The organism is Streptomyces sp. NBC_00539, from assembly GCF_036346105.1.
In the GTDB taxonomy this organism is placed as follows: domain Bacteria; phylum Actinomycetota; class Actinomycetes; order Streptomycetales; family Streptomycetaceae; genus Streptomyces.
Window position 1 is genome coordinate 7,003,417 of sequence record NZ_CP107811.1, and the last position, 26,654, is coordinate 7,030,070.

A 26,654-nucleotide genomic window follows, 5' to 3' on the forward strand; every position below is an offset into this window, starting at 1 on the left:
ACGGCCACCGCGAGGTCTGCCACGGCCAAGCCCGGTGGTGGTCCCAGCCGAGTACGGTCTCCACGGCCTGCCGGGCGGCCTTCTTCGCCGCCCACTCGTCGGCGCGGAAGATGAACGCGACCGTGCGCCGGTTGCACACGATTATGCGCGGGCGCCGTACGGCGACTTCCGTCCTCGGCTTCGGTGCCGACTGGGGCCGCGGCTCGGTGCTCCGCGCCCGCCCGGCTCTGCCCAAAGACATAGCCGGGATCGGTCCGCAGGTCGACACCCGGCCGCCCGACGGGATCGATACTGGGCGATGTGTCGCTCATCAGCCGTTTCCGTCGACCCGTCCCTCCCGGAGTGGCAGGTCCGGCCCGTCATGCGGGTACCGGCCGGGGAATCGGCCGGGCCGCCGGCGAGACCGCGGGGGTGACGGCCGCCGCGCTGTGCCTGTTCGCGGTCGCCCTGCGGTGGTGGGATCTGCCGCACCCCGGGTTCCAGCTGTGCGCGATCGCGGTGGCCGGGGCGCTCTTCCCCCTGCGGCGGCGCCGGCCCGGCGTGGTGCTCTTGGTCCTCGCCGTCCTCACCGGCGCGGCGCCCGTCGTCGGCCCGGTCACGGCGGCGTCCTCGTACGCGGCGGCGATTGCCGCGGGGCGCCCGCGCCGGCACGCCCGGCTGCTCGGCGGCGCGAGCCTGCTGATCTTGCTGTCGGCGGTCGCGACCGAACCCCGGGTCGGCCCCGGTTCGGTCGTCCACGCGTCGGAGCTGGCGGTGGTGCTGGCGGTGACGGCGGTGGTGGTACCCGGCCTAGTCGGAACGGTGTACGGGCAGCAGGCCCGACTGCTGCTGGCGCTGCGCGAACGCGGTGACGCGGCCGAGCGCGCCCGCCGGTCCGCGGACAGCGAGGCGCGCACCCGTGAGCGGTCCAGGATCGCCGCCGAGATGCACGACCTGGTGGGGCACCGGCTCAGCCTCATCTCGCTGCACGCCGGCGGCCTGGAACTCGCCCTCGGCGAGGCCGATCCGGGGCTGCGGGAGGAGGCGCTCCTGGTACGGCGCACCACCCGGGACGCGATGCGCGAACTGCGGCAGGCTCTAGGGGTGCTCGGCCCGCTGGGCCGGGACACCGGGCCGGACGCGCTGACCGACGCCACCGGCACCCGGGCCGACGTCGAGGCGCTGGTCGCGGAGTCCCGGGGTGGCGGGATCGCCGTGCGCCTGGAGTGGAGCGGCCCCGATCTCGACGCGCGGCCTGCGCCGGTACGGCGGGCGGTGCACCGGGTGGTGCGCGAGGCGCTGACGAACGTGCACCGGTACGCGCCGGGCTCCCCCGTGCTCGTGCGGGTCGAGCATGAGGACCGGATGGTGCGTCTGACCGTCCGCAACGGCGCGTCGGCCGCCCGTGCCGGGACACCGGCACCGGATGGTGTCGGGACCGGGCGCGGCCTGCCGGGCCTGCGCGAGCGGGTCGAGCTGCTCGGCGGCGTCTTCGAGGCGGGTGCGCTGCCGTCCGGCGGGTTCGGCGTGTCGGCGGCCGTCCCGGCGGAGCCGGACGACGCCGTCGTGCGCGATCCGTTCGCCCCCGGCGCGGAGGCCTCCCCGCCGGAGGCGTTCGACACCGCCGCAGGGACCCTAGCGCACGCTCCTCGGACCGTCAGGGCCTTGGCGTCCGGTCTGGGGGCCGTGGCGCTGTGGGTGCTGATGGCGCTCTCGATCAGCCTGGTGTACGGCCAGCCGAGGGGCGTCGTCCAGCCGCCGAAGCCCCGCCTCGGCATGAGCTACGAGGAGTTGAAGGGGGTCTTCGACAATCCGGCCGTACGTGCCGCGGCCACTGGACACGAACCACCGCGCCCCGTCGCCGCGACGGGGTGCGTGTACCCGCCCGCGGGAACCGGCCCCCGCCCCGGTGCCTTCGCCGTCACCCGCTACTGCTTCGACGCCTCGCAGCGCCTCATCTCCATCGACCGTTTCACCGTCGCGTCCGTACGGGACGCACCGCCCTGGGAGACCAAGTGAACCAGCCCACCGAGCCGATCCGCGTCCTGCTCGCCGACGACGAGGCGATGATCCGGCACGGGGTCCGGCTGATCCTGCGCCATGCCGAGGGCATCGAGGTGGTGGCAGAGGCCGCCGACGGCCACGCGGCGGTCGTGGAGGCGGCCGCGCACCGACCGGACGTGGCTCTGGTAGACATCCGGATGCCGGTGTGCGACGGGCTGGCCGCGATCGCGCCGCTGCTCGCCCTCGACCCCGCGCCCCGCGTGGTGATGCTGACGACCTTCGGTGACGACGACAACGTGCTGCGGGCACTGCGGGAGGGAGCCGCCGGGTTCTTGCTGAAGGACGAAGGACCGCAGGAGCTGATCAGCGCCGTCCGATCGGCCGCAGCCGGGGACGCCGTGCTCTCGCCGGGCGTGACCGGGACGGTCATCTCCCGGATGCTGCGCTCCGAGCCCGTGCAGGACGCCGAGGCCGAGCGGGACGAGCGGATCGGCCGGCTCACCACCCGGGAGCGGGAGGTCTTGGCGATGCTCGGGCAGGGGTTGTCGAACCAGGACGTCGCGCAGCGGCTCGGCATCGGGATCGGCACGGTGAAGACCCATGTGGGGGCCATCTTGGACAAGACCGGTTCGGCGAGCCGGGTCCAGGCCGCGCTGCTGGCGCACCGGGCCGGTCTGGCTTCCTGACGCGGTCGCGCAGGCCGGCAGCCCGCCCGCCGCGCCTCTGCCCCGGGGCGGAGTTCCCCGGCCGGGTCCCAGACCTTCGGCAGAGCTGAGGCGGCGCCGGCCGGTCCTTCGGCAGAGGCCGACTGCCGTCCGCAGGACGATGTCTGCGCAGTTCAGGGCCGTGAGGATGGAGGCGTCCCCGGCTCGCGGCGCTCGTCGCGGGCCGTCGCACGCCATGCCAGGCCACGCCAAGCGGAGTTCCGATGTCCACTGCCTCCCTCCCCTCCCCCAGCAGCTTTTCCCCGGAGCCGGCCGCACGTGCGTCCGGCCTGACCAAAACGTACGGCAAGGGGGAAACCCGGGTCACCGCGCTCGACGCGGTGTCCGTGGAGTTCGCGCGGGGCCGGTTCACCGCCGTGATGGGCCCCTCGGGCTCCGGCAAGTCCACGTTGATGCACTGCATGGCCGGCTTGGACCCGGTCAGCTCGGGATCCGCCCGGATCGGCGGTACCGAACTGTCCGCGCTGAACGACCGACAGCTCACCGAGCTGCGCAGGGAGAAGATCGGCTTCGTCTTCCAGGGTTTCAACCTGCTGCCCACCTTGACCGCACTGGAGAACATCCTGCTGCCGCTGAGGCTGGCGGGCCGCCGCCCGGAGGAGGCCTGGCTGGACACCGTCGTCGCCACCGTGGGGCTGGCGGGCAGGCTCTCGCACCGCCCGTCCGAGCTCTCCGGCGGCCAGCAGCAGCGGGTCGCGGTGGCCCGTGCACTGCTGCCCCGCCCGGAGATCGTCTTCGCTGACGAGCCCACCGGCAACCTCGACTCCCGGTCCGGGGCGGAGGTGCTGGGCTTCCTGCGCGACTCGGCGCGGGAACTGGGCCAGACCGTGGTGATGGTGACGCACGACCCGGTGGCGGCGGCCCATGCGGACCGGGTGGTCTTCCTCGCGGACGGCCGGCTCGTGGACGAGCTGCGTGACCCCACCGCCGACGCCGTGCTCGACCGGATGCTCGCGTTCGAAGCCCAGGGCCGCACCGCCTGACGCGTTCCCCGCTCGTCACCGACCTCCCGCACCCCCGCACTCCCGGAAAGCCCACCATGCTGCGAACATCCCTGCGCAACGTCCTCGCGCACAAGGCGCGACTGATCATGACCGTGCTCGCGGTCTGCCTCGGCGTCGCGTTCATCACCGGCTCCCTGGTCTTCGCCGACTCCACCACCGCCGCCTACCGCGCCTCCATGTCACAGGACTACGCGGGCATCGACGTCAGCGTGACCGCGAAGTCCCGTCCGGGCGCTCAGGAGAACGAGCAGTACGGCGCGCTCGACGAGCTTCTCGTACGCCGGCTGTCCGCCGTTGCCGGTGTGGCCTCCGTCAGCCCAGCGGCGGACGGTTCGGTCACCCTGGCCGCCAAGGACGGCTCACCGATGCGGGCCACGAGCATGATGGGCCGGTTCGGCGCCGCCTACGTTCCCGGGCCCGACGGCAAGGACGACCGCCACCCGCTGACCGCCGGGCGCGCCCCCCGCAACAGCGGTGAGGTCGCCCTGGACCGCGGGACCGCGGCCGCGGCGGGTTACGTCCTCGGCGACACCGTCACCCTCGCCAAGGACGGACCGGTCCTCAGGATGCGCCTGGTGGGCCTGGTGTCCACCGAGGACAGCCGGGTCAACGCCGGCGGCACGCTGGCGGTCTTCGACAAGGACACGGCGCAGAACCTGTTCGCCGCGCCGGGGCACTACGGGCGCATCGACCTGACCGCCACGGCCGGCACCAGCCAGTCCTTGCTGTCCCAGCGGGTCACGGCGGTGCTGCCGCCCGACCGCGCCGAGGCCGTGACCGGCGCCGCGCAGGCCGACCAGCAGTCCGTCTACGTCAACAGCCGGATCCACAGCTACGAACGGCTGCCGGTGCTCTTCGCCGTGGTCTCGCTGTTCATCGGCGCGCTGCTCATCGTCAACACGTTCACCATGCTCGTGGCACAGCGCGGCCGGGAGATCGCGCTGCTGCGCGCGATCGGCGCGACCCGCCGGCAGGTGGTCCGCTCGGTCCTCGCCGAGGCCGCCCTGGTCGGGCTCGCCGCGTCCGTCCTCGGGTTCGTGGCGGGCCTCGGGGTGGCGGTGGTGCTGCCGGGCGTACTGGGCACCTCCGGCGACCTGCTGCCCGACGGGCCTCTCGTGATCGGACCGGTCACGATCCTCGCCTCGCTGGTCGTGGGCGTCGGCGTCACCGTGCTCGCCGCGTGGCTGCCGTCGCGGCGCGCGGCCCGGATCGCTCCCATCGAGGCGATGCGCACGGCCGAGCAGGCGCCGTCCGCCGCGGCGTCCCGCGTCCGCGCCGGCATCGGGCTGGTCCTGGTCGCGCTGGGCGCGGGGCTGTTGTTGTCGCTCGGCGGCGCCACCAGCGCCACCGACGCGAACCTGCGGAACGCGATGTGCGGCGCCGGCCTCCTCGTGCTCGGTCTGATCATGAGCGCCCCGCTGCTCGCCGCCCCGGTGATCCGCTCCCTGGGCCGGTTTACCGGGCGCTTCGGCGTCGCGGGCGACCTCGCCCGCGAGAACACCCTGCGCGACCCGCGCCGTACCGCGGCCACCGCCGCCACCCTGCTGCTCAGCACGGCTCTGGTCTCCGGCCTCGCGGTCATCGACCGGTCCACCAGCTCGGCCCTCAACGCGCAGGCCGCCGCCGGGCTGAGCGCCGACTACGTCATCAGCGCCCGCGACACCACCACGGCCGTCGCCGCCGCCGACGTCCGGCGCGTCGCCGACGTGTCCGGGGTGCGGACCGCCTCCGCCGTGGCGGACTCCACCATCGACGCCGACGGCCGCGTCAGGACCATCTCCGGGATCGATCCGAAGACCGTCGGCGAGGTGATGGAGCTGCGCTTCCTCAGCGGTTCCGCCGCAGCCCTGCGCCCGGGCGCCATAGCCGTCTCCCAGACCTTCGCTCGGGACCTGCACGTCACCACTGGCGGGCGGATCCGAGCGGGCATCGGCCCCGGATCCGGCGACCGCGAGGAGTACTACACCGTCGTCGGCGTCTACCGGGACAACCCCACCGCCCAGGACGCGATCGGATACCGCGGCGACGTGCAGGGGCGCAGCTTCCTGCCCGACTCCGTGCAGCGCATCCTGGTCCGCACCGCCGACGGCGCGGTGTCGAAGGACCTGGAGAAGCGTCTACGCGCCGCGGTGAGCGACAGCCCGCTGCTGAAGGTCCAGAGCCGCGCGGAGCTCGTCGAGGAACAGGCCGGCGTCGCCGGCGACCTGATGGCCATGGTGTTCGGGCTGCTCGCGATCGGAGTACTGGTCTCCGCACTCGGCATGGTCAACACCCTGGCCATGTCGGTCTCGGAACGCACCCGTGAGATCGGCGTCCTGCGGGCCATCGGCATGGACCGCTCCGGTGTCCGCTGGATGATCCTCCTGGAGGCCGTCTGCGTAGCCGCCTTCGGCACCCTGCTCGGGCTGGCCGGTGGTCTGTTCGGGGCGTGGAAGGTCAGCGGACTGGCCAACGGTGCGATCCCGCAGTACTCCTTCACCGTGCCCTGGGGCACCCTCGCCTGCGTGGTGCTGCTCTCCCTGGGCGTCGGCGCCGCCGCAGCCGCCCTCCCCGCCCGCCGGGCCGCGGCCCTCAGCCCCCTACGAGCCGTCACGGAGGCCTAGGTGTATTGATCACGAGCGTTGTTGACATTCGGCTGGTCTTGAACATGACGAAGACCTCCGGTGAGGTGGGAGCTGTCTAGGAACTCACCGCACGGAGGCCTTCGTGTCCCACCGTAATGCCCGGTTGACTGTCTTCGGTAGGCGGCTACTGGTCGAACGTGTCCTCGCCGGGCGTCCGGTCGCCCATGTGGCGGCCGAGATGGGCATATCGCGGGCCACCGCCCACAAATGGGTCCGCCGCTGGCGAACGGAAGGCAACGCCGGGCTTCACGATCGCTCCAGCCGCCCCCGCTCGACCCCCCACAGGACGCCGCCCTCGACCGAGGCCCAAGTCTGTGACCTGCGACGAAGCCGCAAACTCGGCCCCGCACGAATCGGCCCGATCCTCGGCCTGCCCGCCTCGACCGTCCACCGGATCCTGACCCGGCACAGCCTGCACCGCCTGGCCTGGCTGGACCGGCCCACCGGAGAGCCGATCAGGCGATACGAGCGTGCCCGGCCCGGCGAGCTGGTCCATGTCGACATCAAGAAGCTCGGCAACATCCCCCACGGCGGCGGCTGGCGGGCAGTGGGCCGAACTGACGGCGACCACAACCGTCAGGCCACCACCACCCAGCGCAAAAACAGTACGCCAGTGATCGGCTACAGCTACGTCCACTCCGCCGTCGACGACCACTCCCGCCTTGCCTACAGCGAAGTCCTCACCAACGAACGGCAGGAGACCGCCGCCGGCTTCTGGCAACGGGCTCACGCCTTCTTCACCGCCCACGGCATCACCGTCGAACGCGTCCTGACCGACAACGGCGCCTGCTACAAGTCGAAACTCTTCACCCAGACCCTGACCGCGGCCGGCATCACCCACAAGAAGATCAGGCCCTACCGGCCCCAGACCAACGGCAAGGTCGAACGCTTCAACCGCACCCTCCTGGACGAATGGGCCTACCAGCGGCCCTACACCAGTACCAGCGAGCGAACCGCAGCCCTGACAGACTTCCTCCACACCTACAACCACCACCGCTGCCACACCGCACTCGACGGACACCCACCCATCACCCGTGTGAACAACGCTGCGAGTCAATACACCTAGGCCGTCTCTTTCGGATCTTGCCGAGTGGGCTCGCAGACGGAGAGGGCTCCCGCGCTGGCTGCTGATGTGGTTGGCCGCCGGGTTTTCGGGGTGAAGGTGAAGGAGCCGAAGGTGCCCTTCGCCGCGAAGAACAGCCCGCCGTCGCCGGCGGCGGCCAGCGCGTCCAGGCGCCGACCCGGCAGGGAACACCCCTCTACCGTCCGGCCGTCGGGTCCCAACCGCCGGATGCCGCCGTTGGCGTAGGCAGCCGCCACCGCGCCAGGTCGCTCCCGTCGGCCGGATCGAGGAGCACCGCCTCGGACCCGCTGCCGGTCAGCACCCCGCCGGCCCACGCGAGAGTTCGTACGGACGCCACCGGCGACTGTGTCGTCCACCGGAGGCTCCCGTCGGCGAGGTCCAGGCCACTCATCGGGGTGTAGCCGCGCCAACCGCCTATCACCACCGTGTCCGAGTGGACCGCGAGGTTCCCCGTCCACCTCGGTGTCGGGGCGCTCCACAGCGTCGCACCCGTCCGCAGATCGATGCAGGACAGCAGGTTCGGTGCTTGCGGCAACCCCAGCACGCGGTCCCCCACGAGGACGATCCCGCGCGGCCAGGTACCGAGCGGGACGTCCCAGCGCACCGCGCCGTCGGTGCGCTCCAGGCAGACCAGCCGGGTGTGCCGTTCGTGCAGGACGACACAGTCCGGCCCCACGACGAAAGCGGAAGTGCCGCCCCGCTGGTGCAGTTCGCGCTCCCAGAGCACTGTGGCGATCATTGGGCCATCCCAGCACAGGCGGCCCCCGACGACGGTGTCCCAGGACCGGGATCCGGTCGCGGCCGCGTTCGTCGAGCACCCCGGGCCGCAGCGCGGCGCCGAGCTGCTCGTCGGTCATCTCGGGCAGGGTGCGCTCGTCGCCGGCGCGGACCCGCGCGGCCTCGAACGGGTCCGACCCCGGGCCGCTCGGCGTACCGGGGCGGCCCGCGGTGCCGCTCGCGTAGGGCCGAAGCGCAACACCCTGCGAGCGGATGGTTATGACCTGACCATCAACGGCATGCACCCCGCCCCATCTGGCCCCGGTAGCGGGCACCCGAGGTGCCGTGCTGACGCCTTGCGTCGAGTTCGTCGATGGCGCCGACGCGTAGTCGGAAAAGCCTGTCCTGTGTTTTCTGCGTGCTCGCCGGCCGGGACGTCCTGGTGCGCGCCGTACGGCTGCGCTGGGCTCTGGGAGCTCAGCGCAGCCGAAATCGTCGCCGAGGCGTCCCGCGGCGAGGCAGAGGAAGGTCCTCTGGTCTGGGCCGCGGGGACGCGCTGCGGCGCCACATCGGCGAGGAGGCCGCGGCCGACTACCTCTACCGGCTGGCCCTGACCCTGGCGGCCTGACCGCCGAAGCGACACGCGAGAGGAGGCGCCCCCACCAGCAATCGTGATGTGTTGCAGGTGTAGGTCGCTACGATCTCCAGGACCGGAGGCCCTTTCTCCCGCGCCCTCGCTCTCGCCGGGAGTCCACGAGTCCCGAGCCCCGTTCGCTCCGGCAGAGCCGTCATCCGGGACCCGACTCGCCCGCGCCATGACCAGAGGGGAGGACCCCATGACCCCCACCCGGCGCCGACGCGGGATCCTGCTGCCGCTGGCCGCGCTGCTGTTCCCGCCGGAGCCGGGCGGGGCGCGGTCCCCGCACGAGGTGTTGGCGCCGCTGCTGATCGTCCTCACCTTCGTGAGCGGTGTCGTCGACGCGGTGAGCTACCTCGGGCTCAGGCACGTATTCGTGGCCAACATGACGGGCAACGTCGTCTTCCTCGGCTTCGCGCTGGCCGGGGACCGGTCCCTGTCGGCCCCCGATTCCCTATTGGCCCTGGGCGCCTTCCTGGCCGGCGCCGCCGCGGCCGGGCGACTGCGGCGCGCCACCGGGGCCGCCCGGATGTTCGCGCCGCTCGTCGGAGTGCAGACCCTGCTTGTGGGCGGCGCGCTCGCGCTGAGCGCGGCCGGCGGCGGACCTCCGGGCATGATCGCCTTGCTCGCGCTCGGAATGGGGCTCCAGAACGCCGTCGTGCACCGGCTGTCCATCCCCGATCTGACCACCACCGTCGTCACCAGGGCCCTGACCGGTCTGGCAGCCGACCGGTGGGGGCCGGCGCCGCTGCGCCGGCTCGTGACGGTCGTGGCCCTGCTGCTCGGAGCCCTCGCCGGCGCGCTGCTGACGCTCCGCCACGGCGCCGCGTGGGCCCTGGCCCTGGCCGTCGCGCTGCTGGCCTGCGTGGTCCTGGCCAGGGCCCGGGAGAGCGGCGAGAGCGCCGCCGACGGCCCGGGGTGAGGACTTAAGGCCGTGCCACCTGGTGAAGTCTCGATCGCCCCTCTTGCAGACAATGGCCTGATTGCGGGGCCCTGGGCCGAACGGCAGGTCCGTCACCTGTTTCCGGACCTGACCTCGCGCGTCGAGCCGGACCGGCAGTTCCTGTCGCCCAGCAGCTGAAACCTCCCACCGGCGGGGCGGCGGCCCACGGAGCGGCCGCTGGCCCCGGCCTGCCGTTGCCGGCCCCGAAGCGGCACTGCGCACCGCGGCCAGCCCTACTTCGAGAGTGCTCCGATGCCGCCGCCTCAAGTCCGTGGGCACCGCTACTATCCGGAATGCCTCACGGGACGACGAACGGAGTCGGGGAATGAACGACGTCAACGAAGCAGCGCTCAAACGGAAGTTAGGCATCCCGAACTGGCGGAACCTGTCCAAGGACAAGGTGCTCAGGTTCGCGGCAGCGATGCCTGAGATGGCCGCTGAGGTGCGGCTCAAGCTCATCGAGCAGTTCCCAGCCTTCAAGGACCTGGGCAAGGCCGACATTGATGCGGTCACAGAGGCCCACAAGGCCACCCTCGCAGCCAATGAGAACAGTCAGAAGCACTTCTACCAGGCTTCACAGGACCAGCGGGACGCCCTGCGGGCCGACCTTGGTCGGGACGACCTCAGCTGGGAGCAGCGGGAAGCCCTCCACGACCGCCTCGATCAAAACGTGCGGCAGGTGAACGAGAAGGACAGCGAGAGCAAGCAGTTCCTGGGGGCGGGGATGAAGGTGGTCGCAGCCGCCGGTGTAGCCGCCCTCGGGCTGGGCGTTGTATTTGTCGGCGGCAAAATCGGTGGAGTGAGCGAGGGCGATCCCGAGGAATCCAAGTAGGACTGTCATGCAGTGGGGTGGCCTGCGAGACGGACTGAAATCGCTTCCACCCCGTCGCCTGGGCGTTCAAGATGTTCCTCATGACCCATCGTGCCGTATTCTTCCGGTCGTGCCCGAGTCCTTGGACAGAGGACTATGCGATCCTCGGCGGGCGGCCTGTTGTCTCGCCCTCTGGGGCTGCTGTGCCGGAGCTGGAAACCGATGCGGAGCTTGCGTTCGCGTTCCGTACGGCTGCCGACCTTCTGGCTGAACGCTGGTCCGCCAAAGGTATGGACGATTCGTTGGTGTTGGTCGTGTTGTACAACTATCGGCACGCTCTCGAACTGGGGCTCAAAGTAGTGTTGCGCGCCTTGGTCGACAGCATCAGGTCGAGGTTGCGCCGGGCGATGAGGCGCCCGAGATCGTGGAGAAAGTCGGCAAGAATCTCGCTAAGACTCATCAGCTGAGCGTCTTGGGCGGCTATCTCGTCGACCTCGCGCCGATGTTCCGGATGCGGCTGCAGGGCGACGTCACATCGCTCTGCGACGAGGTCCATTCCTTGGACCCGAGCGGCCAGGCTCTGCGCTACAGCATGGTCAAAGATCAGGGTGGAGCGATGGTACCGGGCCGCCCTGACCTCTCTACGTCGACGTCCCCGAGTTCGCCCGCCGAGCGGGTGAGGCGTGCACCGCGCTGGACCTGCTCTCGATCAGATCACCAACGTGCAGGACTAGCAGGCAACTGGGCCCGGATCACCTGAGGCAGCGGAGCTAGTCACCTGCGTGGGCGGCGCAGGTTCTCCTGTGAGGACAGCAGCCCGAGGACCGCGTGCTCCTGGTGGTACTTGCGCCACCGCTCAGCGAGCGCGCGGTCGGTGAACTGCCCCCGACCTGGGTCGCTCGACGTGGTCAGCTCGATCGCGCCCCATCCGCCGACTTCCTCAGTGAACGCCGCCGCGAGTTCCGCGAACGACGGGCCTCGGAAGTAGCTGACGTGGGTGTCGGTGATGTCCAGCTCCCTCCCAGATTCGTCCGAGACCAGGGTGTCCGCCGCCACCCGGGAAGTGAAGTAGGCGCTCACCTCGTCCTTGACTTCGAAACGCATCGCGGCAGAGACCTGCTGGCGATAGGTCGGCGGTTTCAGGCAGGCCAAGTAGGAGAAGTCGATCCGGGTGCTGTCGGTGCGGATCACTTCGAATCCCGGGTACGGCCCCTGCAGCGGTGGCGCGATCGCGAAGGCCTCCACGCCCACGCCGATCTTGATGTCGGCCTCTGCGTGCAGGTCGAGCAGGTCCAGTAGGAGCAGGTGATCCGCCTCCTGGTCCACAATGCTGCCCACGCTGTATCCGTACAGCACGTCGCGGACAGCTTCCTGCGCGGCCCTTTTCGACGGGTACTCCCGCGATCCGATCCAAAACTTGGGCAACGTGTCCCCTCCTAATCCTGTGTGCGGCAGTGTTGCCCACCCAGGCTCTGGTCTATTCGGCTGTCGCTGAGGGGGAGTCCAGCTGGGGTGTGGGGTAAGCGATTGAGCTGGGGTGTTGCAGGTTGGTTGAGAGGGGCTTGTGCACGCTCGGAGGGGGCTCGCCTGGTGTTGTTGCAGGTTGCCTGAGGATCCGGGCGGTGTTGGAGATAGCGCTTCGGTCTAAAGACACCGAAGCGCTTTTCCGGTTCGCGGACCGTGTTTGTGCCGGTCAGGAGGGTGATCGGCGGGTGTGTGGACTGGTGTCGCTTTCGAGCCGCTAACGCCAGGGGGCGTGTGCGCGTTGTTCTTCTTGTTTTGTGGTCTGGGCATCGGAGCGTGCCATTTGGATGAGGTGTTCCAGACGGCGTGCGGCACTTGTGGCCCACCAACAGCGGGCGTCTGGTGAGAAGGCCGCCTTGGGAACGTTGCTGATGGCTTCTTGGTACACGGCAGGGGAGTCCTGCCAGGTGGCGGCGCCGATCACTGCCAGGGACCGGTGCGAGAGGCTGTCGAGGAGAGTGAAGAGTCGGGGGACGGCTGTCAGGTGGTGCTGGGTTGTGCCGACATGGCGGGTGCCTCCGGGGTACTGAGCCCAGAGCAGGAACTGTGCCGGCCACGGGAGGTCGATCACCTCGCGCCCGTCGTAGACCACGACGACATGCTCGCTGGTTGAGGCCGCGATGCCGGTGACCATTCCGCGGCCTACGTCATGCAGGCGGTCGGCCAGCTTGGCTACCCAGGGCTCATCCGGAATGTCTTGCTTGATTTCGTGTTCAAGCGTGTGCCTGGCTCGTGCCCACCGGGCCGCGGTAGGTGAGGCGTGGCCCTGGGACTCGACCGGTGAAAGAGAGACGAGCTCCTCGAGCCACCTCTGGCACCAGCGATCGAAGTCGTACCGGAAGCCCGTCCGTGATGTGCCGATGGCCCCCTGCGTCAGCTCCCAGTGTGTGATGGCTTCGTCGCAGAGCTCCTCCCAGGCAGCCTGCCAAGGGCGTCGGAAGCGTCCTGGTTGACGTCGCTTGAAGTCATTGGTGAGGAGTGCTGCTGTGCCGATCACCAACAGCTCGTCCTGGGCCTGCGTGCCGCAGTAGGTACGGGCATGGTGTGCGGCCAAATCGCCGTGTGCGCTGTCCAGGGCGGTGAGCGGTTTGCGTAGCTGGCGGTCGAGGTCTTTGGGTTCGAGGCCTCCAGGTCCGTCGATCTTGAAGGGCAGTACCGCCGGGCCGCCCCAAGCCGGCTTGGGGCTGGGCAAGCCGGGCTTGCCCAGCCTTCCCTCCATGTCTGTCCCCTGTCTGTACCGCTGCCTCGACACCTCTCTTTCCACGGTCTTGGACGGAGGTCGGTGTCGATGCGGGGCGGGGAGGTGTCCGGGACGACGTCAGAACGTCAGTGGGTGGCGACGTGAGATGCCAGCGGTCGGCGACATGAGGTGTGTCAGTAGGTGCTGACAGGATGCGCTGCATGACTTCCGCCACCGCAGCCGATTACAGCTGGATACGTTCCCCGGCCTCGCCGTTCGCCTACGGGCTGGAGGTCGGGTACACCCTGACGCTGGTGCGTGGCCTCTCGCCTTCGGAGTTGTTCCGGATCGTGGGGGCCGAGCCGCGCGATGAGGAGTGCGAGGGGCTCGGCGATCTCATCTTCGAGCAGCAGGAGTTTCTCGACGGGTTCGAGGAGTGGCCCGATGCCTTCCTTGCGGGAGCGTTCACTGTGCCGGGTGAGGACGGCCAGTGGACGCTCGCTCTGGAGTTCGGAGGGGATCTGGGCACGCGCCCGCGCCTCATGGAGGCATTGTCCGCCGGGACGCGTGCTGTCTCGCATTCGAGCAACGGGGGGAAGCCCATGGACTTCTTCCACTGGTATGAGAACGGCGAGCTGCGGACCACCTTCGAATGGCCGGCGGACCGGTCCGGCAGCACCCCCGATGAACTGAACGCCATGATGGGGGCGGTCGGCCTCAACTCCTCAGGGGACACGGATCCGAGCGTCGACACGAAGGCGGCGGTCATGGCGCTTGCGGAGCGTCTCACCGGTGTTCGGGTGACCGCGCAGCTGCTGGCGGAGTCCGAGTACCAGTTGGGGGTAGTCCCGGAGGAACCCGTCGTGGGAGAGCGTCACTATCGACATCACGGACGCGCACGGCGAGCGGACATATACACAACTGCGGCGAGATCAGCTCTGACACACGAGGTGTCGCCAATCACCGACACTTTCGTGTCGCCCGACAGGAGGGGCACGCGGTGCCGGTGACGACAACACGCAAGTACGGCTCGACGGGCAAGACCCGGACCCAGGTCCTGGAGGCCGCGGCGGTGGTGTTGGAACGGCCTGTGCGGGAGATGGGCGGCACGGCGAAAGCGGCCGAAGGGGAACGTGACGCCGGCGACGTCGGCCGGCTCGTGTGGCAGGGCGACGCCGTACGGGCGCAGGCAGCGCTCGTCGGACCGGTCCGGTACCGGTCACGCAGCCGGGATGTCCTGGTATTCGCTGGGCTGGTTGGTCGGTGGCTTGTTCGTCTTAGTCGTTAATGTTCGGTTTTCGGGTTGTTGATGGCCTTGTGGGGGCGAGGGGTCGTGGGTTTGGCTGCGGAGATAGCGGCGTTCCGTTCGGGATCGGGGGATCCGGGGAGTTTGGTGGGGGAGTTTCGGCGGGCTCTGTTGCTCGTCCCGTTTGCCGTGGGATCAGCCGGTGGCGAGGACGGGTTGATGTCGGCGATGTCGGGGGGTGTGCGCTGGCTGTACGCGTTCACCGACGAGGAGGCACTGGCCCGGTTTGCCGTGGCGCGGGGGGACGCGGGCCGGGAATGGCCGTATCTGGCGGTCCTGGGTGCGCGTTTGGTCGACGCGATCGTTCCCCAGGTGGGTGGTCCTGCCGGTGTGGCGGTGAATGTCGCGGACGGGAACGGGTCGATGCTCTTCCCCCCAGTTGCCGGGATCGTTCCTGACGTGTGCGCCGTGGACATCGGACCCGAGGCCGACCACGAGGCTGCGGCGGGGGTGGCGTGATGGCCGCTGACGGTGATGGTGACCTTGAGGTGTCGCCGCAGGCGGTGGCCGCGATCCAGAAGGGGTTGCGGGCGGCGATCTCCGAGCTTCGCGAGTCGGGGGACGCGGCTGGCGCCGAGATGGGAGCGGGTTTCGAGAATCTGTCGATGACAGCGATGGAGACTGGGCACAGCGGGTTGTCGAAGGACTTCGAGGACTTCTGCGAAGGCTGGGAGTGGGGTGTGCGCTCCCTCATCCTGGACGCATCAGCGCTCGCCGCCAATCTGGGGATCGCCGCGGGGACGGTGTGGGAGGAAGACCACTATCTCCAGGGTGCGTTCAAGGTCGGTGCGAACTCCTTGTACGGCAATCCGCACGCCGCCGAGGACGAGATCGAGGAGAAGTCCTGGGGTGACATCTTCCGCGCCGACGTCTACAAGCCGGACCTGAGCCCGCAGTCGTTCCTCAAGAGCAACGAGGACATCGGCAAGACCTGGTCGGACACCAAAGACACGGTGACCTCGACGGGGAAGATCGGCTCGATCAAAGACCTGCTCGAGCAGGCCGAGAGGTATGGGGAAAACCGCTGATGGGCTGGGGTGACTACATACCGGACTTCGTCGAGGACATCGCGGAAGACAGCGCGGAGAAGGTCGGCGTCGTCGTCCAATGGGGCGGGAACAAGGTCGCCGACCTCGCCGATGACGTCGGCCTGGACGACGCCGGGAACTGGATCCGCGACAAGAGCCGCTCCGCCGCCAACCAACTCGGCGCGAACGTCACCGAACTCGAACTCGGGCAGACCCAGGATCCGAGGAAGCTGGTCTACGGCAGCGTGCCGAAGATCCGCGCACAGGTCTCCCACCTGAACGATTTCCAGACGGCGTTCGAGTCGGTCGGCAACGGGCTGAAGGCCATGACCGAGCCCGCCGGCCTAAAGGGCAAGGCGGCCGAGGCGTTCGCCAAGGCGGTGTCCAAGCAGCCGCCGCGCTGGTTCAAGGCGGCGGAGGCGTTCGGGAAGGCCGCCGACGCTATGGGCCGCTTCGCCGACACCGTCGAATGGGCACAAGGCCAGGCCAAAGAGGCCTTGGAGGAGTACAACCAGGCCAAGAAGGCGTCCCAGGACGCCTACGACGCGCACAAGAAACTCGTCGACACCTACAACGACGCCATCCGCGCCAAGAAGGACCACCTGCCGCCGCGCCCGTCGGAAACCTACGACGACCCCGGCACCGCCATGGCCACCGCCGCGCAGGACAAACTCGACAACGCCCGCAATCAACGCAACGAGCAAGCCCAGACCGCGGCCACAGCAGTCCGCGCGGCACGCGAGGCCGCCCCGCCCAAGCCCTCGTACGCCAAACAGTTCGAAAACGGCATGCTCTACAACAGCCTTGCCATGACCCACCTGGCGGGCGGAGTGATCAAGGGTGCGGCCGGCTTCCTCGACTTCGCCCGGGGCCTGAACCCCTATGACCCCTATAATCTGACCCATCCCGCCGAGTACGCAACGAGCCTCAACTCGACTGCCGCGGGCCTGGTCACGGCGGTCAACGATCCGTGGGGCGCAGGCAAGCAGTTCCTCGACGAGTTCATGAAAGACCCCAACGAAGGCATCGGCAAGATCCTTGCGGACGCTGCCGGATCAAAGGGACTGGACGCTCTCAAAGAGGCCGGCTCGGCCGCGAAATACCTTGACGAGAGGAAGCCGGGCGGTAGCCGTAGGGATCATGAGCAGAACCCGGACAGCAACGGTAAGCGGTGCAGTGAGACGGTGTGCAAGAGGGACCCGGTCGACATTGCGACCGGCCGCATGCTACTCCCCAAGATTGACATCGCCCTGCCCGGCTCGCTTCCACTCGTCTTCCGGCGCACCTTCGATTCCTCACGCCGCTCCGGGCGCTGGTTCGGCCCGACCTGGTCTTCCACTGTGGACCAGCGGCTGGAGATCGATTCGAAGGGCGTGATCTTCAGCTGTGACGAGGGAAGCCTCCTCGCTTATCCCCACCCGGCTCCTGGGGTCCCGGTCATGCCTACGCACGGTCGGCAGTGGCCGCTGGACCGGGTCCCGGGCGGTTACACCATCACCGATCCTGGCACCGGCAAAGTCTGGCACTTCACCGATCACAGCGACGAGCATGCGCTCCTCGCCCAGATCGACGACCGCAACGGCCGATGGATCATCTTCGAGTACAACGAGGCGGGTAACCCGACGGCGATCATCCACCACGGTGGCTACCACCTGAAACTCACCACGGACGAAGACCGAGTGACGGCCCTGCACCTCACGGGAGGAGGGTGGCAAGGATCCGACCAGGAGATCCTGCGCTATGGCTACACCGACGGCCATCTCACCTCGGTTACCAACTCCTCCGGCCGACCCCTGAGATTCGGCTGCGACGAACACGGCCGCATCACTTCGTGGACCGACACTAACGGTAGCCGCTTCGACTACGTCTACGACGATCAGGACCGCTGCACCTACCAGTCAGGCACTAACGGACACCTCGAATCCGCCTTCACCTGGGACGATGTCGATCCCGCAACCGGGCTCCGCATGACCACCGTCACCAGCGGTCTGGGGCACACCGAGCATCATTTGATCAATGACCGGTCCCAGGTGGTCGCCGAGATCGACTCTCTGGGGGCGGTCACGCGCTTCGAGTACGACCGCCACAACCGACTGTTGTCACGGACCGATCCGCTGGGCCACGTGAGCCGCGCGACCTTCGACGAACAGGGCCGCGTCACCGTGGTAGAGCGCCCGGACGGACGGGAGGCGCGGGCGAAGTACAACGCACTCGGGCTCCCGATACGCATCGTTGGTACCGACGGCAATGTCACGCGTCAGAGTTTCGACAACAACGGCAACCGGACGTCGGTAACAGAGCCGTCCGGAGCAACCACTCACTTCACCTACGACGAGACCGGCACCGTCACCTCCGTCACCGATGCGCTCGGGTACACCTCGACAATCGTTTCGGACAAGGCCGGTCTGCCCCTGTCCATCACCGATCCGCTGGGGGCGACCACGCGCTACGAGCGTGACGCTTTCGGCCGGACCGTGTCGATCAGCGACGCGCTCGGTGCCGTCACGCGCCTCGAGTGGACGGTCGAGGGCAAGCTCGCCCGCCGTGTCGAGGCCGACGGCAGCGTGCAGTCGTGGACCTACGACGGCGAGGGCAACTGCGTCGCCCACATCGACGCCGTTGGCGGGGCAACGACTTTCGAATATGCGGACTTCGATGTCCCGACCGCACGCACCGGGCCGGACGGTTTCCGCTACGAGTTCAGGTACGACACCGATCTCCACCTCATTCAGGTCACCAACCCCCAGGGCCTGACATGGGACTACGTGTACGACCCGGTCGGCCGGGTCACGTCGGAGAGCGACTTCGGCGAACGGACTCTAACGTACGAGAGGGACGCAGCGGGGCGGCTCATCTCCCGGACGGACGCCATCGGCCACACCACCCGATACGAGCGGGACAAGCTGAACCGCGTCATCCGCAAGGACGCCGCTGGCGCGGTGACGACATTCGCGTACGACTCCGGCGACCAGCTCGCGGAAGCGGTCAACGCGGATGCCACAGTCACGCGCCTCCGCGACCGGTATGGCCGCCTCAAGTTCGAGACCGTCGACGGCCGGACCACGGCGTACGCGTACGACGAACTTGGCCGTCGCACCGCCCGTACGACCCCGACCGGGGCGGTCAGCAGCTGGACCTACGATGCGGTCGGATGCCGCACGTCCCTGACCACGTCCGGCCGCACCATTGTCTTCGACTACGACGCGATCGGCCAGGAGATCACCCGCCGGATCGGCGACACCGTCACGCTGTTGTCCTCTTACGATCACGGGGGCCGCCTCACCACCCAACATGTCACTGGTACCGGTCACAGCATTCAGCGCCGCGATTACGCATACCGTGCGGACGGCAATCTGATCGGCCTGAACGACCAGCTCGCGGGCGCCAAAGCGTTCGACCTGAACGAGGCCGGCCGGGTCACTGCCGTCCGAGCGGAGGGTTGGACCGAACGGTACGCCTACGACGAGGCGGGCAACCAGACGACGGCCTCCTGGCCGTCGACCCACCCCGGCCAGGAGGCCGTGGGCCCTCGTGAGTACACCGGTACGACGATCACTCGCGCCGGTAGGACGCACTACGAGCACGACGCATTGGGCCGCGTCACGCTCCGCCGGAGGACTCGTTTCTCCAGCAAGCCGGACACTTGGCGCTATGAGTGGGACGCCGAAGACCGCTTGCGTTCGGTGACCACACCCGACGGTGCTGTATGGCGCTACGGTTACGACGCCCTTGGCCGCCGTACTTCCAAGCAGCGCCTCGCCGCCGACGGCACGACGGTCCTCGAACACGTCACGTTCACCTGGGATGGCGCGACCCTATGCGAACAGACGACGGAATCGCCGGACCTCTCTCATTTGATAGTCCTTACCTGGGACCACAAGGGTCTGCAGCCCCTGACCCAGAGGGAACGCCTTCTGGACCTGGAAACACCTCAAGAGGTTATAGACACCCGCTTCTTCACCATCATCACCGACCTGGTGGGCGCCCCCACAGAACTGATCGACGAGTCCGGCGCACTGGCCTGGCACACCCGCACCACCCTGTGGGGCACCACCACTTGGGCGTCCACCAGCACGGCGTACACCCCACTTCGCTTCCCAGGCCAGTACTTCGACCCGGAATCGGGCCTTCACTACAACTACTTCCGCCACTACGACCCCGAAACCGCCCGCTACCTCAGTCCTGACCCTCTGGGTCTCACCCCAGCGCCCAACCCGGTGGCCTACATCCCTAATCCCCACATGTGGGTCGACCCCATGGGGCTGGCAGGCTGTCCGGCCTTTACGCCTGGAGAAACGCTGGGGGACGTGAGCAAGATTCACGGTTGGGTACCCGAGTCCATCCCAGCGGAGGCCATGGAAGTCCTTCGGGATGTGGAGAAATACAACATGGGCTGGTGGGGCGGGCCAGGCTTCCATGGGCCGAAATGGTGGACCGAATCGTTCGCGAACGATGGCAGGAACGGAGGGCATGTACTCCCCACCCGTGAACCGTCTGGCAAGCCGATCACCTATCAGGAATATGGGACCTACCCATCACCGGACAATCCCGCGCCGGGCAACGAGCGCTGGGTGTTCGGCAGCGATGGGTCAGCGTACTACACTCCAACTCACTATCAGACGTACATTGTGGGCAGGAGTCCAAGATGGGTGGAGTGATGAAAGAAGAGGCATCGGCAATCCATATCGCCCCGTGGATGCATGTCATCACGCCAGGCGGTGGCGTACCTCTCGATGAACTCTTGCCCGCGTCGGGCAGCGTTTACGTGGCGTATCTAAACGGTCAAGATATGACCGACGAGATGGCAACGTTTCAGCACTTCTGGGAAGTGCTGAAATTTCCTGATTATTTTGGATGGAATTGGGATGCGTTCTACGATTGCCTTCGCGATCTCCAATGGCTTTCATCTGACCGGCACGTCCTGATCATCAAGTCCGCCGAAAACATCCTTTCCGAGGATGGCATTGCTCGCGAGGCGTTTTTCGCGGCCCTGTGGCGCGCTGGTCATCGATGGTCCTACATTAAGCGCCCCGAGGGCGTGACGCTCAGTAAACTGTCCATTATCCTGTCCTGCGACACAGAGTCCGCACCTAGTCTCGCGCGTCGGCTTGAAGAACTTCAGGTCCCAGCCAACTTTTAGCCCCTATATTGGCACCAGCTATGCCGCAACAGCAGCTGGGTTTCGACTCAGATTCCCGTCGCTGGCACTCTGCGCTCGCTGCGCGATCCGGACGCGCCCGAACTGGACGAGGACGGCGAGCCGGAGTGAACCAGTGGCCGACCAGAGCACCAAATCAGTCACCGAAGGCGCCGTCAGCAAGGCGCTCTCGCGGCTGACCGGCGACCGCTGGCTGGAGTGTAGCCTGCACGCAATGGAGACTCATTTGAACAGGGTGCATTGGAAGCAGGGTGCGGATGCCAGCCACCCAACTACGACGAGCTGTTCGGGGAGCTGACGAGCAGCCAGGCCAGCCGCGTGCTGCGAGTCGCCTGTCTTCGCCAAGCCCTGGTCCGCCAAGCCTCGGGCACGGTGGAAGAAGCTGCTCGACATCATCGAGCCCAAGCTGACCGCCCGCTCGGACCGGGAACTGTTCAAGACGGTACGCGCCTTCGCCGGGACCTCGGACAAGCTGGGCAGAGACAAGATTGCTCGGCTGGCTACCCCCCGGCGCGTCGTACGGCGCCCGAAGAAGTGAATGGGTGGGCTCCATACGCGGAGCCCACCCCCTCACCCACCCCCCGCTTCGCGAGGGCGGCGAGCTGGTCAGCAGTGAGCTTGTCGCGCCGACTCCAGGCGTTGGAGACCTCCACACCGAGTTTTCACGATGTCCGGCTCCGCGTCGCCCAAGACCGTGACTGGAGCTGCTGCTGGCCGGGGCTTTCGGTGTCCAGGCAGATCCGGCCACTGGGCTGTCGCATCGAACCACTCCGCAAGATGATCCTTCTCCAGTAACACTTCGCGATGTTCCCCAAGAGCTGCGCGAGAATCGGATAGTAGGAACCCCTGCTGCGGTTGGCATTTAGCCAGTGCACGTCCTGAGCCCCCGCCTAACGGCGCTGGCCCCGGCACCCTCGGTCCGCGGCCATTCAGGACGGCGACTCCCACCCTTTCGTGAGTGCCGTGCAGAATGTGCGCTATGGCAGACGCAGGAGCGCTGTACGCGCTGATGGGAGCAGTCGGCGGCGCTGTCGTCGGTGCAGGGGGCGCAGTCTTCGGGCCGCTACTGCTGCATCGAAGGCAAGCAGAGGAACGACGCCAAACACTGCTGCGGTAGGAGGAGCGGGAACAGGCTGCACAGCGTCGTGAGGAGAGCCTCCTGCAGCGTCAACAACAGTTCGAGTTCAGGATGGCCGAACTTGACCGCAGACCGGACCGAGTGGCCACTGAGCGCATACCGGTGCGCTAGTCCGGCACAGTGTGCACGGCACCATCGGTCGTGGCCGGCAGTTCGCGCACGGGTCCATGAACGAGCGGTTCCCGCAGAGCGAGCAGGCCCGGTCGGCCGAGAGCTGGGCTCGGCGGCATGGTCCGCACGTGCTGTGGCTCGGGCGTGGGCGAGTCTCCTCGCAGACAGTGCAGGGGCCGACGTTCGCCTGCGCGGCCAAGACGCCCTCGCAGCCGAGGCAGCCCCTGCCCCCGGGCACGGCTCGCCGTAGCGGTCTGACACGGCTGCACCGCAGACAGGCGGGTTGGCGAACGCTGGCGACACCAGCCTCGGCGAGGGTGTCGATGAGTGCCTGGACCGAGCGTGGCGCAGTGGACGCCCCGCTGACCAGCGAACAGAGTCCCGCCAAGCGGCCAGAACCCCTTTCCGGCCCCGCTTACGGATCTGTTCCACCCGGTCATCCGCCGCATCGAAAAGCGTCTGGAGCTCGTCGTAGGTGAACGCGCGCCTGCCCGGACGGCCTTCGTAGACGGCGACGTGCTGGGCAGTGTTCCAGTCGTGGCACACCTGGACCGGGAACCGGCCGAACTCCTCCAGGCAGCCCGCCGCCCAGCCGTAGCGCCCATCGGTGATGAACGCGCAGAACATCTCCAGAGAGCCCTGCTGCCCTCGCACGGTCGACCAGGCGAGTTCACCGCGGGAGAGCCGAGTCGAGAAGTACGCCTCGACGTCCTCGGGCGTCCAGTCCCACGGATACGTGCCAGTGAACTCGGCGAACCGACGTACCAGGCCCAGTCGATTCACGATCGTCTTGCCGGTGAACCACACTCTGCTCGGCCACCTCGCTCTTGCCCTCGCCCGGCAACTCAACGTGATGATCGACTTCGAGGGAATCCTTGGATATACCCCTGGCGGTCGGAGGCAGGAAGCTGCCGACCTGGACCGAGCGCGGGCGATAGTGGCATCGCTCCCGGGCATCCTCAGGGAAGTCTCCTACGACACTGGCGGGGGCGACCGCTGGATCCGACATGTCGGTGACCAGGAGTTCCTCACCGCCTGGCTGCACCACCCAGACTTCCACCTCATCAAGTAGGCACACCCATGCACCGCACCTCGGCGTGGCGCGGCCTCGAGGCGGTCACTCTCCGGTCGTCCAACTGGGCACGTTCATCCGTAGCTCAGAGCATTCTGATGAGTACGCGGACACCCAGGATGACCCAGCTCAGCAGGACGATGATGGCCGGCACGGTGTAGGTCGTCGCGCCGAGATTCCCCCGCACGGGCCGGCCGCCATGCGCCGGCTGCCCGTCCAGCGCAGCGTATGCCGAGGCTGCCGCGCCGCACCGAACCGGCCACGACGCCCGCCAGGCTGGCTCCTGCTTTCTCAACCCCACCGTCACCCACGACCAGGCCGATGCACTACGCAGCCAGGGCGCCCCGGTCTACCGCACGCCCACGCACAGGTGGCGAGCCAGCGTGGGATGGCTGCTGGAGGCCTGCGGCTACCGGCCCGGCGCCGAGGCCACCCGTGGCGTCCGCTGCTCGACGCGGCGCACCCTCACCCTCACCGCCCAGGCCGAAGCCACCGCGCACGACTTCCGCACCGGCCTTTGAAGCGATGGCCGCGAGCATACTCACGAGCGCAGGCGTCGGCCTCCAACCGGAACCCGTTCTCGTGTGATCAGGGACCCCTCACTCGGGGATGAAGTCCAGGCACCTGGCGGCTGCGAGCCTGTCGAGGGGCGGATTGTTGCGTTCCCTTCCCCAAGGCCCGTAGTTGTGTATCTGGACGTCAGCGTGCCGCACAACGGCAGCCAAGGCATCCAGCACTCCGACGACGCGGTTGATCCCAAGATGCACGCGTCCGCCAACGTAGGACTGCTGGTGTAGGTCGGCGTCTGCCTCGGCCGCGGCATCCCGGAACTCGTCGAGCGCCTTCTGGACGCGCAGCTCACCGTTCTGGTGAGTCAGGAGATGACGCAGGTCCCTGGCCCACACGACGCCGGGCGTCGCGACGGTGCTTCCGAGAACGGAATGACCGGTGGTCATGGTCTTCCACATCGGAGAGGTGAGGCCCTGCGGCGTTTTCAGGCGTGGCCGATGCCGTCCCTGCTTGCCCTCGATCTCAACACTCCAGTGCTCGATGACCTCCCGGAGTCCCTTTTCGAGGTACACCTCGAACGCCGTCACAGCATTCTTCAACGCGGAGGCCTCCACCATCCACTGATGGGAATAGGGCCACAGTCCACCTACGGCGTCGTCGAACATGTCAACGTGCTCGTCGCCGTAGTGGATCTCAGGGTCGAAAACCCGGCTGAAGGACTCCTCGTTCTGCTTCCACCGGCGCTCGTAGCCTTCCTCCGACCACTGGGCGGTTAGCTTGAGGAACGCTCGGTTCTCCTCATCGGCCTTGCGCCAGTCATCGAAGGCTCGGCTGACCGTTCCGTGAGCCTCGTTCCACGTCGTACAGGGAGCCTAGGAGCAGCAGCCCCGCCGGCATACGGAGTTTCTGGTGTCCCGTTCCGTGGCCACGCTGCCGAGTGAGATCACCGGTACGTGCTGTGGCACAGCTGCGTCGGTGATGGCGGTCGCGCAGCACGTCCTGGTGCCGGTCTCCGCGGACCGCGGGGACGTCCTGCGCGAGCTACTGCGGGCGCGTGCCAGTTTGCGGGAGATCGCGGTCCGCCTCGACGCTCTCGATGCCCACGGCACGACCGCGGTGGGGCTGGAGGGGTCCTGGCCGACGCCCGTGCGGCGGTGCTGCGAGTGGATGAGGCGACGGTGGCGGTGATGCAGGAGAGGCGGGCTCGGTCGTGATGATGGACCTCGAAGAACTCCCCGACCTGCGCGTCCGCGTCCTGCTCGAACTCGCCGCCGCATGACTTGCATCCGGCCAACCTGATGCCCGGCTCCCACCAACTCTTCGAGGTGCCCCGCCAACGCCAGGTCATCGACCGCCCCTGCCGCCGCGCCGTGCTATCAGCCTTGTATCGGCGCTACAGCCATCCGCGCCTTGTGGCGTTCACCCCTGCCTGGAATCTGCTGACCGCCTCGAGTCTCTCCATCAGGTTGGACATCATGCGGCTGACGGTGCGGGGGGAGACGGAGAGCGTGCGGGCCGCGGCTTCGTCCGTGTCACCCGCGGCGGCGAGGGCCAGGAGCGCTCGTTCTGTGGGGGTGCAGCCGTTGGAGTCGGGGAGAGGAGGCGCCCCAAAGGGTGTACCTGCGGACCAGCACTGCTCGAACAGCGCACGGAGGGCGGTGACGATGCCCGGGCTGAGGATTTCGAGTGCGCCCGCGCGGGGGTTCTCGGGATCGACGGGGATGATGGAGACACGGCGGTCAATGATGATCATTTGTATGGGCACGGTGGGTATGGTGCGCATCTGACCACCGCGCTCCGTCAGCCATCGGGCGTACGCGAAGGTGTCGGGGTCGTTGCGGAAGCTGTCGCGGCACACGGCTCGGATGACGACTCCGCGGCGCAGCGCCTCTTCATTGAGCGGAGTGGCGGCGCTGCGGGCGTCCGGGCGGTGGGCACCGCCGGGGTTCAGTGACAGGCATTCGAAGTGGGTGGTCCGCTGGAGTTGTTCCAGTCTTGTGCGGATCGCGTCGAGGCCTTCGAGCCGGGTGGCGCTGTCGGACAGCCTCGTGCCGAGGTGGGCGGCGGCGATGGCTGCTATCTCCGCTCGGGCGCTTTCCACCTGGGCCTGGCGTTCGGCGATCTCCGCCTCGGCGGAGGCCAGCAGGGTGGCGAGTCCGACTTCGGGGCTGACCGGGCGGAGGCCGGCCGCCGTCTGGCCCGACGGTTTGAGTAGGGCGAGGCGGGCGAGTTCGTCAAGGGCGCTCCGTGTCGCCTGCTCGTCCAGTCCGGTGTCCGCGACGAGGGCGGCCACCCCGTGGTCAGGTCGCTCGAGCATCGCCCGATAAACAGCTTCTGCGTGGGCAGACAAGCCCAACCACTGCAACATGAGATCCCCCCGATACGAAGCCTTGATCCTAAAGGATGTTGCAGGCAATTTTCGGAGGCAGTTTTCCCCAAAAAGGTGGAGTGTTGTGGGCTGAGACGATGTGGGTGGAGAAAATCACGGGCTGGCGGATCGACCGATTTGCGATGCATACCCACTGTTCGGGGGAGCGGGGCGTATGAGTACGGGTGGCTGCGTGCTGCCGCACCGACGCCATACGCGAACTGCTTGACCCGCCTACGTATCTCCCCGCCGCCTGCCGCTTCGTCGAGCGACTGCTTCCGCTCCTGACGCTCGAGCCTGGCGTGGTCTGCCTGCAGGCCGGCACCCAGGTGGCGTCAAGGCGCCAGGCGCCTTGACGCCACTCGCATGCTAGTGACACCGGCTCACGGCGCGCACAGGCTTGCTCCATCGCTCACGGCATCTCCCTGAATGGGGGAGATGAGATGAATCCGTCGACCAGCACGCCTATTGGGGTTGAGTTCTTCATGTCCTACGTTGCCGCACGCCTGCTCGTGCCCGCCGCACTCCTCGCCGCCGTCGGATCTGGTGTGTCCGTTCTCGGCCTCTCGGAAACGCGGCACACGACTGCGGGCGATGGTTTCGGGTGGAGCAGCACGCACCAAGTGCTGGCCGGCGATGGCTACGGATGGAGCGCGCCGCGAGACGGTATCGCCCACCCGTAGCTTCGCTTTCGATGCAGAGCGAGAAAGGCAAACCCGCCGGAAGTCGCC

Annotated in this window: 21 protein-coding genes and 1 pseudogene; 16 read left to right on the top strand and 6 right to left on the bottom strand. The window is 68.2% G+C overall.

Features of this window, described 5'->3' with window-relative positions; all coding sequences use genetic code 11:
• Positions 1 to 342 precede the first annotated feature (342 nt).
• From OG861_RS31970 to OG861_RS31990, 5 genes are all read left to right on the top strand, one after another.
• Positions 343 to 1,998, top strand: coding sequence for a sensor histidine kinase (locus OG861_RS31970; protein ID WP_329191541.1), 1,656 nt, complete (start codon positions 343 to 345; stop codon positions 1,996 to 1,998).
• A 47-nt stretch (positions 1,999 to 2,045) separates the two neighbouring features.
• Positions 2,046 to 2,669 carry a response regulator gene (locus OG861_RS31975; RefSeq protein WP_443056738.1) on the top strand — a complete coding sequence of 208 codons (624 nt, stop codon included), beginning with the start codon at positions 2,046 to 2,048 and terminating at the stop codon, positions 2,667 to 2,669.
• Positions 2,670 to 2,911: 242 nt separating this feature from the next.
• Positions 2,912 to 3,691 (top strand): ABC transporter ATP-binding protein, encoded by a 780-nt coding sequence (locus OG861_RS31980; RefSeq protein ID WP_329191537.1) that lies wholly within the window; start codon positions 2,912 to 2,914, stop codon positions 3,689 to 3,691.
• A gap of 56 nt (positions 3,692 to 3,747) precedes the next feature.
• Positions 3,748 to 6,315: an FtsX-like permease family protein gene (locus OG861_RS31985; RefSeq protein WP_329191535.1), complete on the top strand. Its 2,568-nt coding sequence runs from the start codon at positions 3,748 to 3,750 to the stop codon at positions 6,313 to 6,315.
• Between the two features lie 103 nt (positions 6,316 to 6,418).
• A complete protein-coding gene (locus OG861_RS31990) occupies positions 6,419 to 7,402 on the top strand; it encodes an IS481 family transposase (protein WP_329191533.1) in 984 nt (327 codons plus the stop codon).
• 193 nt (positions 7,403 to 7,595) lie between these two features.
• Here OG861_RS31990 and OG861_RS31995 read toward each other — a convergent pair whose 3' ends face one another.
• Positions 7,596 to 8,159, bottom strand: a complete 564-nt coding sequence (locus OG861_RS31995; RefSeq protein ID WP_330261937.1) for an outer membrane protein assembly factor BamB family protein — start codon at positions 8,157 to 8,159, stop codon at positions 7,596 to 7,598.
• A gap of 396 nt (positions 8,160 to 8,555) precedes the next feature.
• Here OG861_RS31995 and OG861_RS32000 point away from each other — a divergent pair, with 396 nt between their 5' ends.
• The 3 genes from OG861_RS32000 to OG861_RS32010 all read left to right on the top strand — a co-directional run bounded on the left by OG861_RS32000 (position 8,556) and on the right by OG861_RS32010 (position 10,549).
• A complete protein-coding gene (locus tag OG861_RS32000) occupies positions 8,556 to 8,765 on the top strand; it encodes a hypothetical protein (RefSeq protein ID WP_330261938.1) in 210 nt (69 codons plus the stop codon).
• Positions 8,766 to 8,973: 208 nt separating this feature from the next.
• Entirely contained in the window at positions 8,974 to 9,696 is a 723-nt protein-coding gene (locus OG861_RS32005; protein ID WP_329191529.1) for a YoaK family protein, read from the top strand.
• Between the two features lie 346 nt (positions 9,697 to 10,042).
• A complete protein-coding gene (locus OG861_RS32010; RefSeq protein WP_329191527.1) occupies positions 10,043 to 10,549 on the top strand; it encodes a hypothetical protein in 507 nt (168 codons plus the stop codon).
• A 304-nt stretch (positions 10,550 to 10,853) separates the two neighbouring features.
• Here the strand turns inward: OG861_RS32010 and OG861_RS32015 are convergent, their stop codons facing one another.
• The 3 genes from OG861_RS32015 to OG861_RS32025 form a co-directional block, all read right to left on the bottom strand.
• Positions 10,854 to 11,084: a hypothetical protein gene (locus OG861_RS32015; RefSeq protein ID WP_329191525.1), complete on the bottom strand. Its 231-nt coding sequence runs from the start codon at positions 11,082 to 11,084 to the stop codon at positions 10,854 to 10,856.
• Positions 11,085 to 11,302: 218 nt separating this feature from the next.
• On the bottom strand, positions 11,303 to 11,953 hold the full coding sequence (locus OG861_RS32020; RefSeq protein WP_330261939.1) for a DUF3223 domain-containing protein: 651 nt from the start codon (positions 11,951 to 11,953) through the stop codon (positions 11,303 to 11,305).
• Between the two features lie 316 nt (positions 11,954 to 12,269).
• A complete protein-coding gene (locus OG861_RS32025) occupies positions 12,270 to 13,271 on the bottom strand; it encodes a hypothetical protein (RefSeq protein WP_329191521.1) in 1,002 nt (333 codons plus the stop codon).
• 182 nt (positions 13,272 to 13,453) lie between these two features.
• On the opposite strand from OG861_RS32025, the gene OG861_RS32030 reads away from it, so the two are divergent.
• From OG861_RS32030 to OG861_RS32060, 7 genes and pseudogenes are all read left to right on the top strand, one after another.
• Positions 13,454 to 14,242 (top strand): DUF6461 domain-containing protein, encoded by a 789-nt coding sequence (locus OG861_RS32030; protein ID WP_329191519.1) that lies wholly within the window; start codon positions 13,454 to 13,456, stop codon positions 14,240 to 14,242.
• 299 nt (positions 14,243 to 14,541) lie between these two features.
• A complete protein-coding gene (locus OG861_RS32035; RefSeq protein ID WP_329201924.1) occupies positions 14,542 to 14,997 on the top strand; it encodes an SseB family protein in 456 nt (151 codons plus the stop codon).
• The gene (locus OG861_RS32040) at positions 14,997 to 15,566 is read left to right on the top strand and encodes a hypothetical protein (protein WP_329191518.1); all 570 of its coding nucleotides are present in this window, start codon (positions 14,997 to 14,999) and stop codon (positions 15,564 to 15,566) included. Before OG861_RS32035 ends, OG861_RS32040 begins: the two co-directional genes overlap by 1 nt.
• A complete protein-coding gene (locus tag OG861_RS32045) occupies positions 15,566 to 20,224 on the top strand; it encodes a putative T7SS-secreted protein (RefSeq protein ID WP_329191517.1) in 4,659 nt (1,552 codons plus the stop codon). Before OG861_RS32040 ends, OG861_RS32045 begins: the two co-directional genes overlap by 1 nt.
• Entirely contained in the window at positions 20,212 to 20,706 is a 495-nt protein-coding gene (locus OG861_RS32050) for a barstar family protein (protein WP_329191516.1), read from the top strand. Before OG861_RS32045 ends, OG861_RS32050 begins: the two co-directional genes overlap by 13 nt.
• Positions 20,707 to 22,769: 2,063 nt before the next feature.
• Positions 22,770 to 23,045 carry a DUF6368 family protein gene (locus OG861_RS32055; RefSeq protein WP_329191515.1) on the top strand — a complete coding sequence of 92 codons (276 nt, stop codon included), beginning with the start codon at positions 22,770 to 22,772 and terminating at the stop codon, positions 23,043 to 23,045.
• 275 nt (positions 23,046 to 23,320) lie between these two features.
• Positions 23,321 to 23,566 (top strand): annotated as a pseudogene (locus tag OG861_RS32060) (hypothetical protein); the annotation flags it as partial.
• A gap of 78 nt (positions 23,567 to 23,644) precedes the next feature.
• Here the strand turns inward: OG861_RS32060 and OG861_RS32065 are convergent.
• Positions 23,645 to 24,220, bottom strand: coding sequence for a hypothetical protein (locus OG861_RS32065; protein WP_329191513.1), 576 nt, complete (start codon positions 24,218 to 24,220; stop codon positions 23,645 to 23,647).
• 244 nt (positions 24,221 to 24,464) lie between these two features.
• Here OG861_RS32065 and OG861_RS32070 point away from each other — a divergent pair, with 244 nt between their 5' ends.
• Positions 24,465 to 24,743 carry a hypothetical protein gene (locus tag OG861_RS32070; protein WP_329191512.1) on the top strand — a complete coding sequence of 93 codons (279 nt, stop codon included), beginning with the start codon at positions 24,465 to 24,467 and terminating at the stop codon, positions 24,741 to 24,743.
• 205 nt (positions 24,744 to 24,948) lie between these two features.
• Here OG861_RS32070 and OG861_RS32075 read toward each other — a convergent pair whose 3' ends face one another.
• Positions 24,949 to 25,872 (bottom strand): LuxR C-terminal-related transcriptional regulator, encoded by a 924-nt coding sequence (locus OG861_RS32075; protein WP_329191511.1) that lies wholly within the window; start codon positions 25,870 to 25,872, stop codon positions 24,949 to 24,951.
• Between the last annotated feature and the right edge of the window lie 782 nt (positions 25,873 to 26,654).

Excerpts from the sequence above, each read along its gene's own strand:
- OG861_RS31975 (WP_443056738.1), top strand. The coding sequence starts at position 2,046 with ATGATCCGGCACGGGGTCCGGCTGATCCTGCGCCATGCCGAGGGCATC.
- OG861_RS31980 (WP_329191537.1), top strand. The coding sequence starts at position 2,912 with ATGTCCACTGCCTCCCTCCCCTCCCCCAGCAGCTTTTCCCCGGAGCCG.
- OG861_RS31985 (WP_329191535.1), top strand. The coding sequence starts at position 3,748 with ATGCTGCGAACATCCCTGCGCAACGTCCTCGCGCACAAGGCGCGACTG.
- OG861_RS31995 (WP_330261937.1), bottom strand. The coding sequence starts at position 8,159 with ATGATCGCCACAGTGCTCTGGGAGCGCGAACTGCACCAGCGGGGCGGC.
- OG861_RS32005 (WP_329191529.1), top strand. The coding sequence starts at position 8,974 with ATGACCCCCACCCGGCGCCGACGCGGGATCCTGCTGCCGCTGGCCGCG.
- OG861_RS32010 (WP_329191527.1), top strand. The coding sequence starts at position 10,043 with ATGAACGACGTCAACGAAGCAGCGCTCAAACGGAAGTTAGGCATCCCG.
- OG861_RS32015 (WP_329191525.1), bottom strand. The coding sequence starts at position 11,084 with ATGGACCTCGTCGCAGAGCGATGTGACGTCGCCCTGCAGCCGCATCCG.
- OG861_RS32025 (WP_329191521.1), bottom strand. The coding sequence starts at position 13,271 with ATGGAGGGAAGGCTGGGCAAGCCCGGCTTGCCCAGCCCCAAGCCGGCT.
- OG861_RS32030 (WP_329191519.1), top strand. The coding sequence starts at position 13,454 with ATGACTTCCGCCACCGCAGCCGATTACAGCTGGATACGTTCCCCGGCC.
- OG861_RS32035 (WP_329201924.1), top strand. The coding sequence starts at position 14,542 with ATGGCCTTGTGGGGGCGAGGGGTCGTGGGTTTGGCTGCGGAGATAGCG.
- OG861_RS32040 (WP_329191518.1), top strand. The coding sequence starts at position 14,997 with ATGGCCGCTGACGGTGATGGTGACCTTGAGGTGTCGCCGCAGGCGGTG.
- OG861_RS32045 (WP_329191517.1), top strand. The coding sequence starts at position 15,566 with ATGGGCTGGGGTGACTACATACCGGACTTCGTCGAGGACATCGCGGAA.
- OG861_RS32050 (WP_329191516.1), top strand. The coding sequence starts at position 20,212 with ATGGGTGGAGTGATGAAAGAAGAGGCATCGGCAATCCATATCGCCCCG.
- OG861_RS32065 (WP_329191513.1), bottom strand. The coding sequence starts at position 24,220 with ATGTTCGACGACGCCGTAGGTGGACTGTGGCCCTATTCCCATCAGTGG.
- OG861_RS32075 (WP_329191511.1), bottom strand. The coding sequence starts at position 25,872 with ATGCTCGAGCGACCTGACCACGGGGTGGCCGCCCTCGTCGCGGACACC.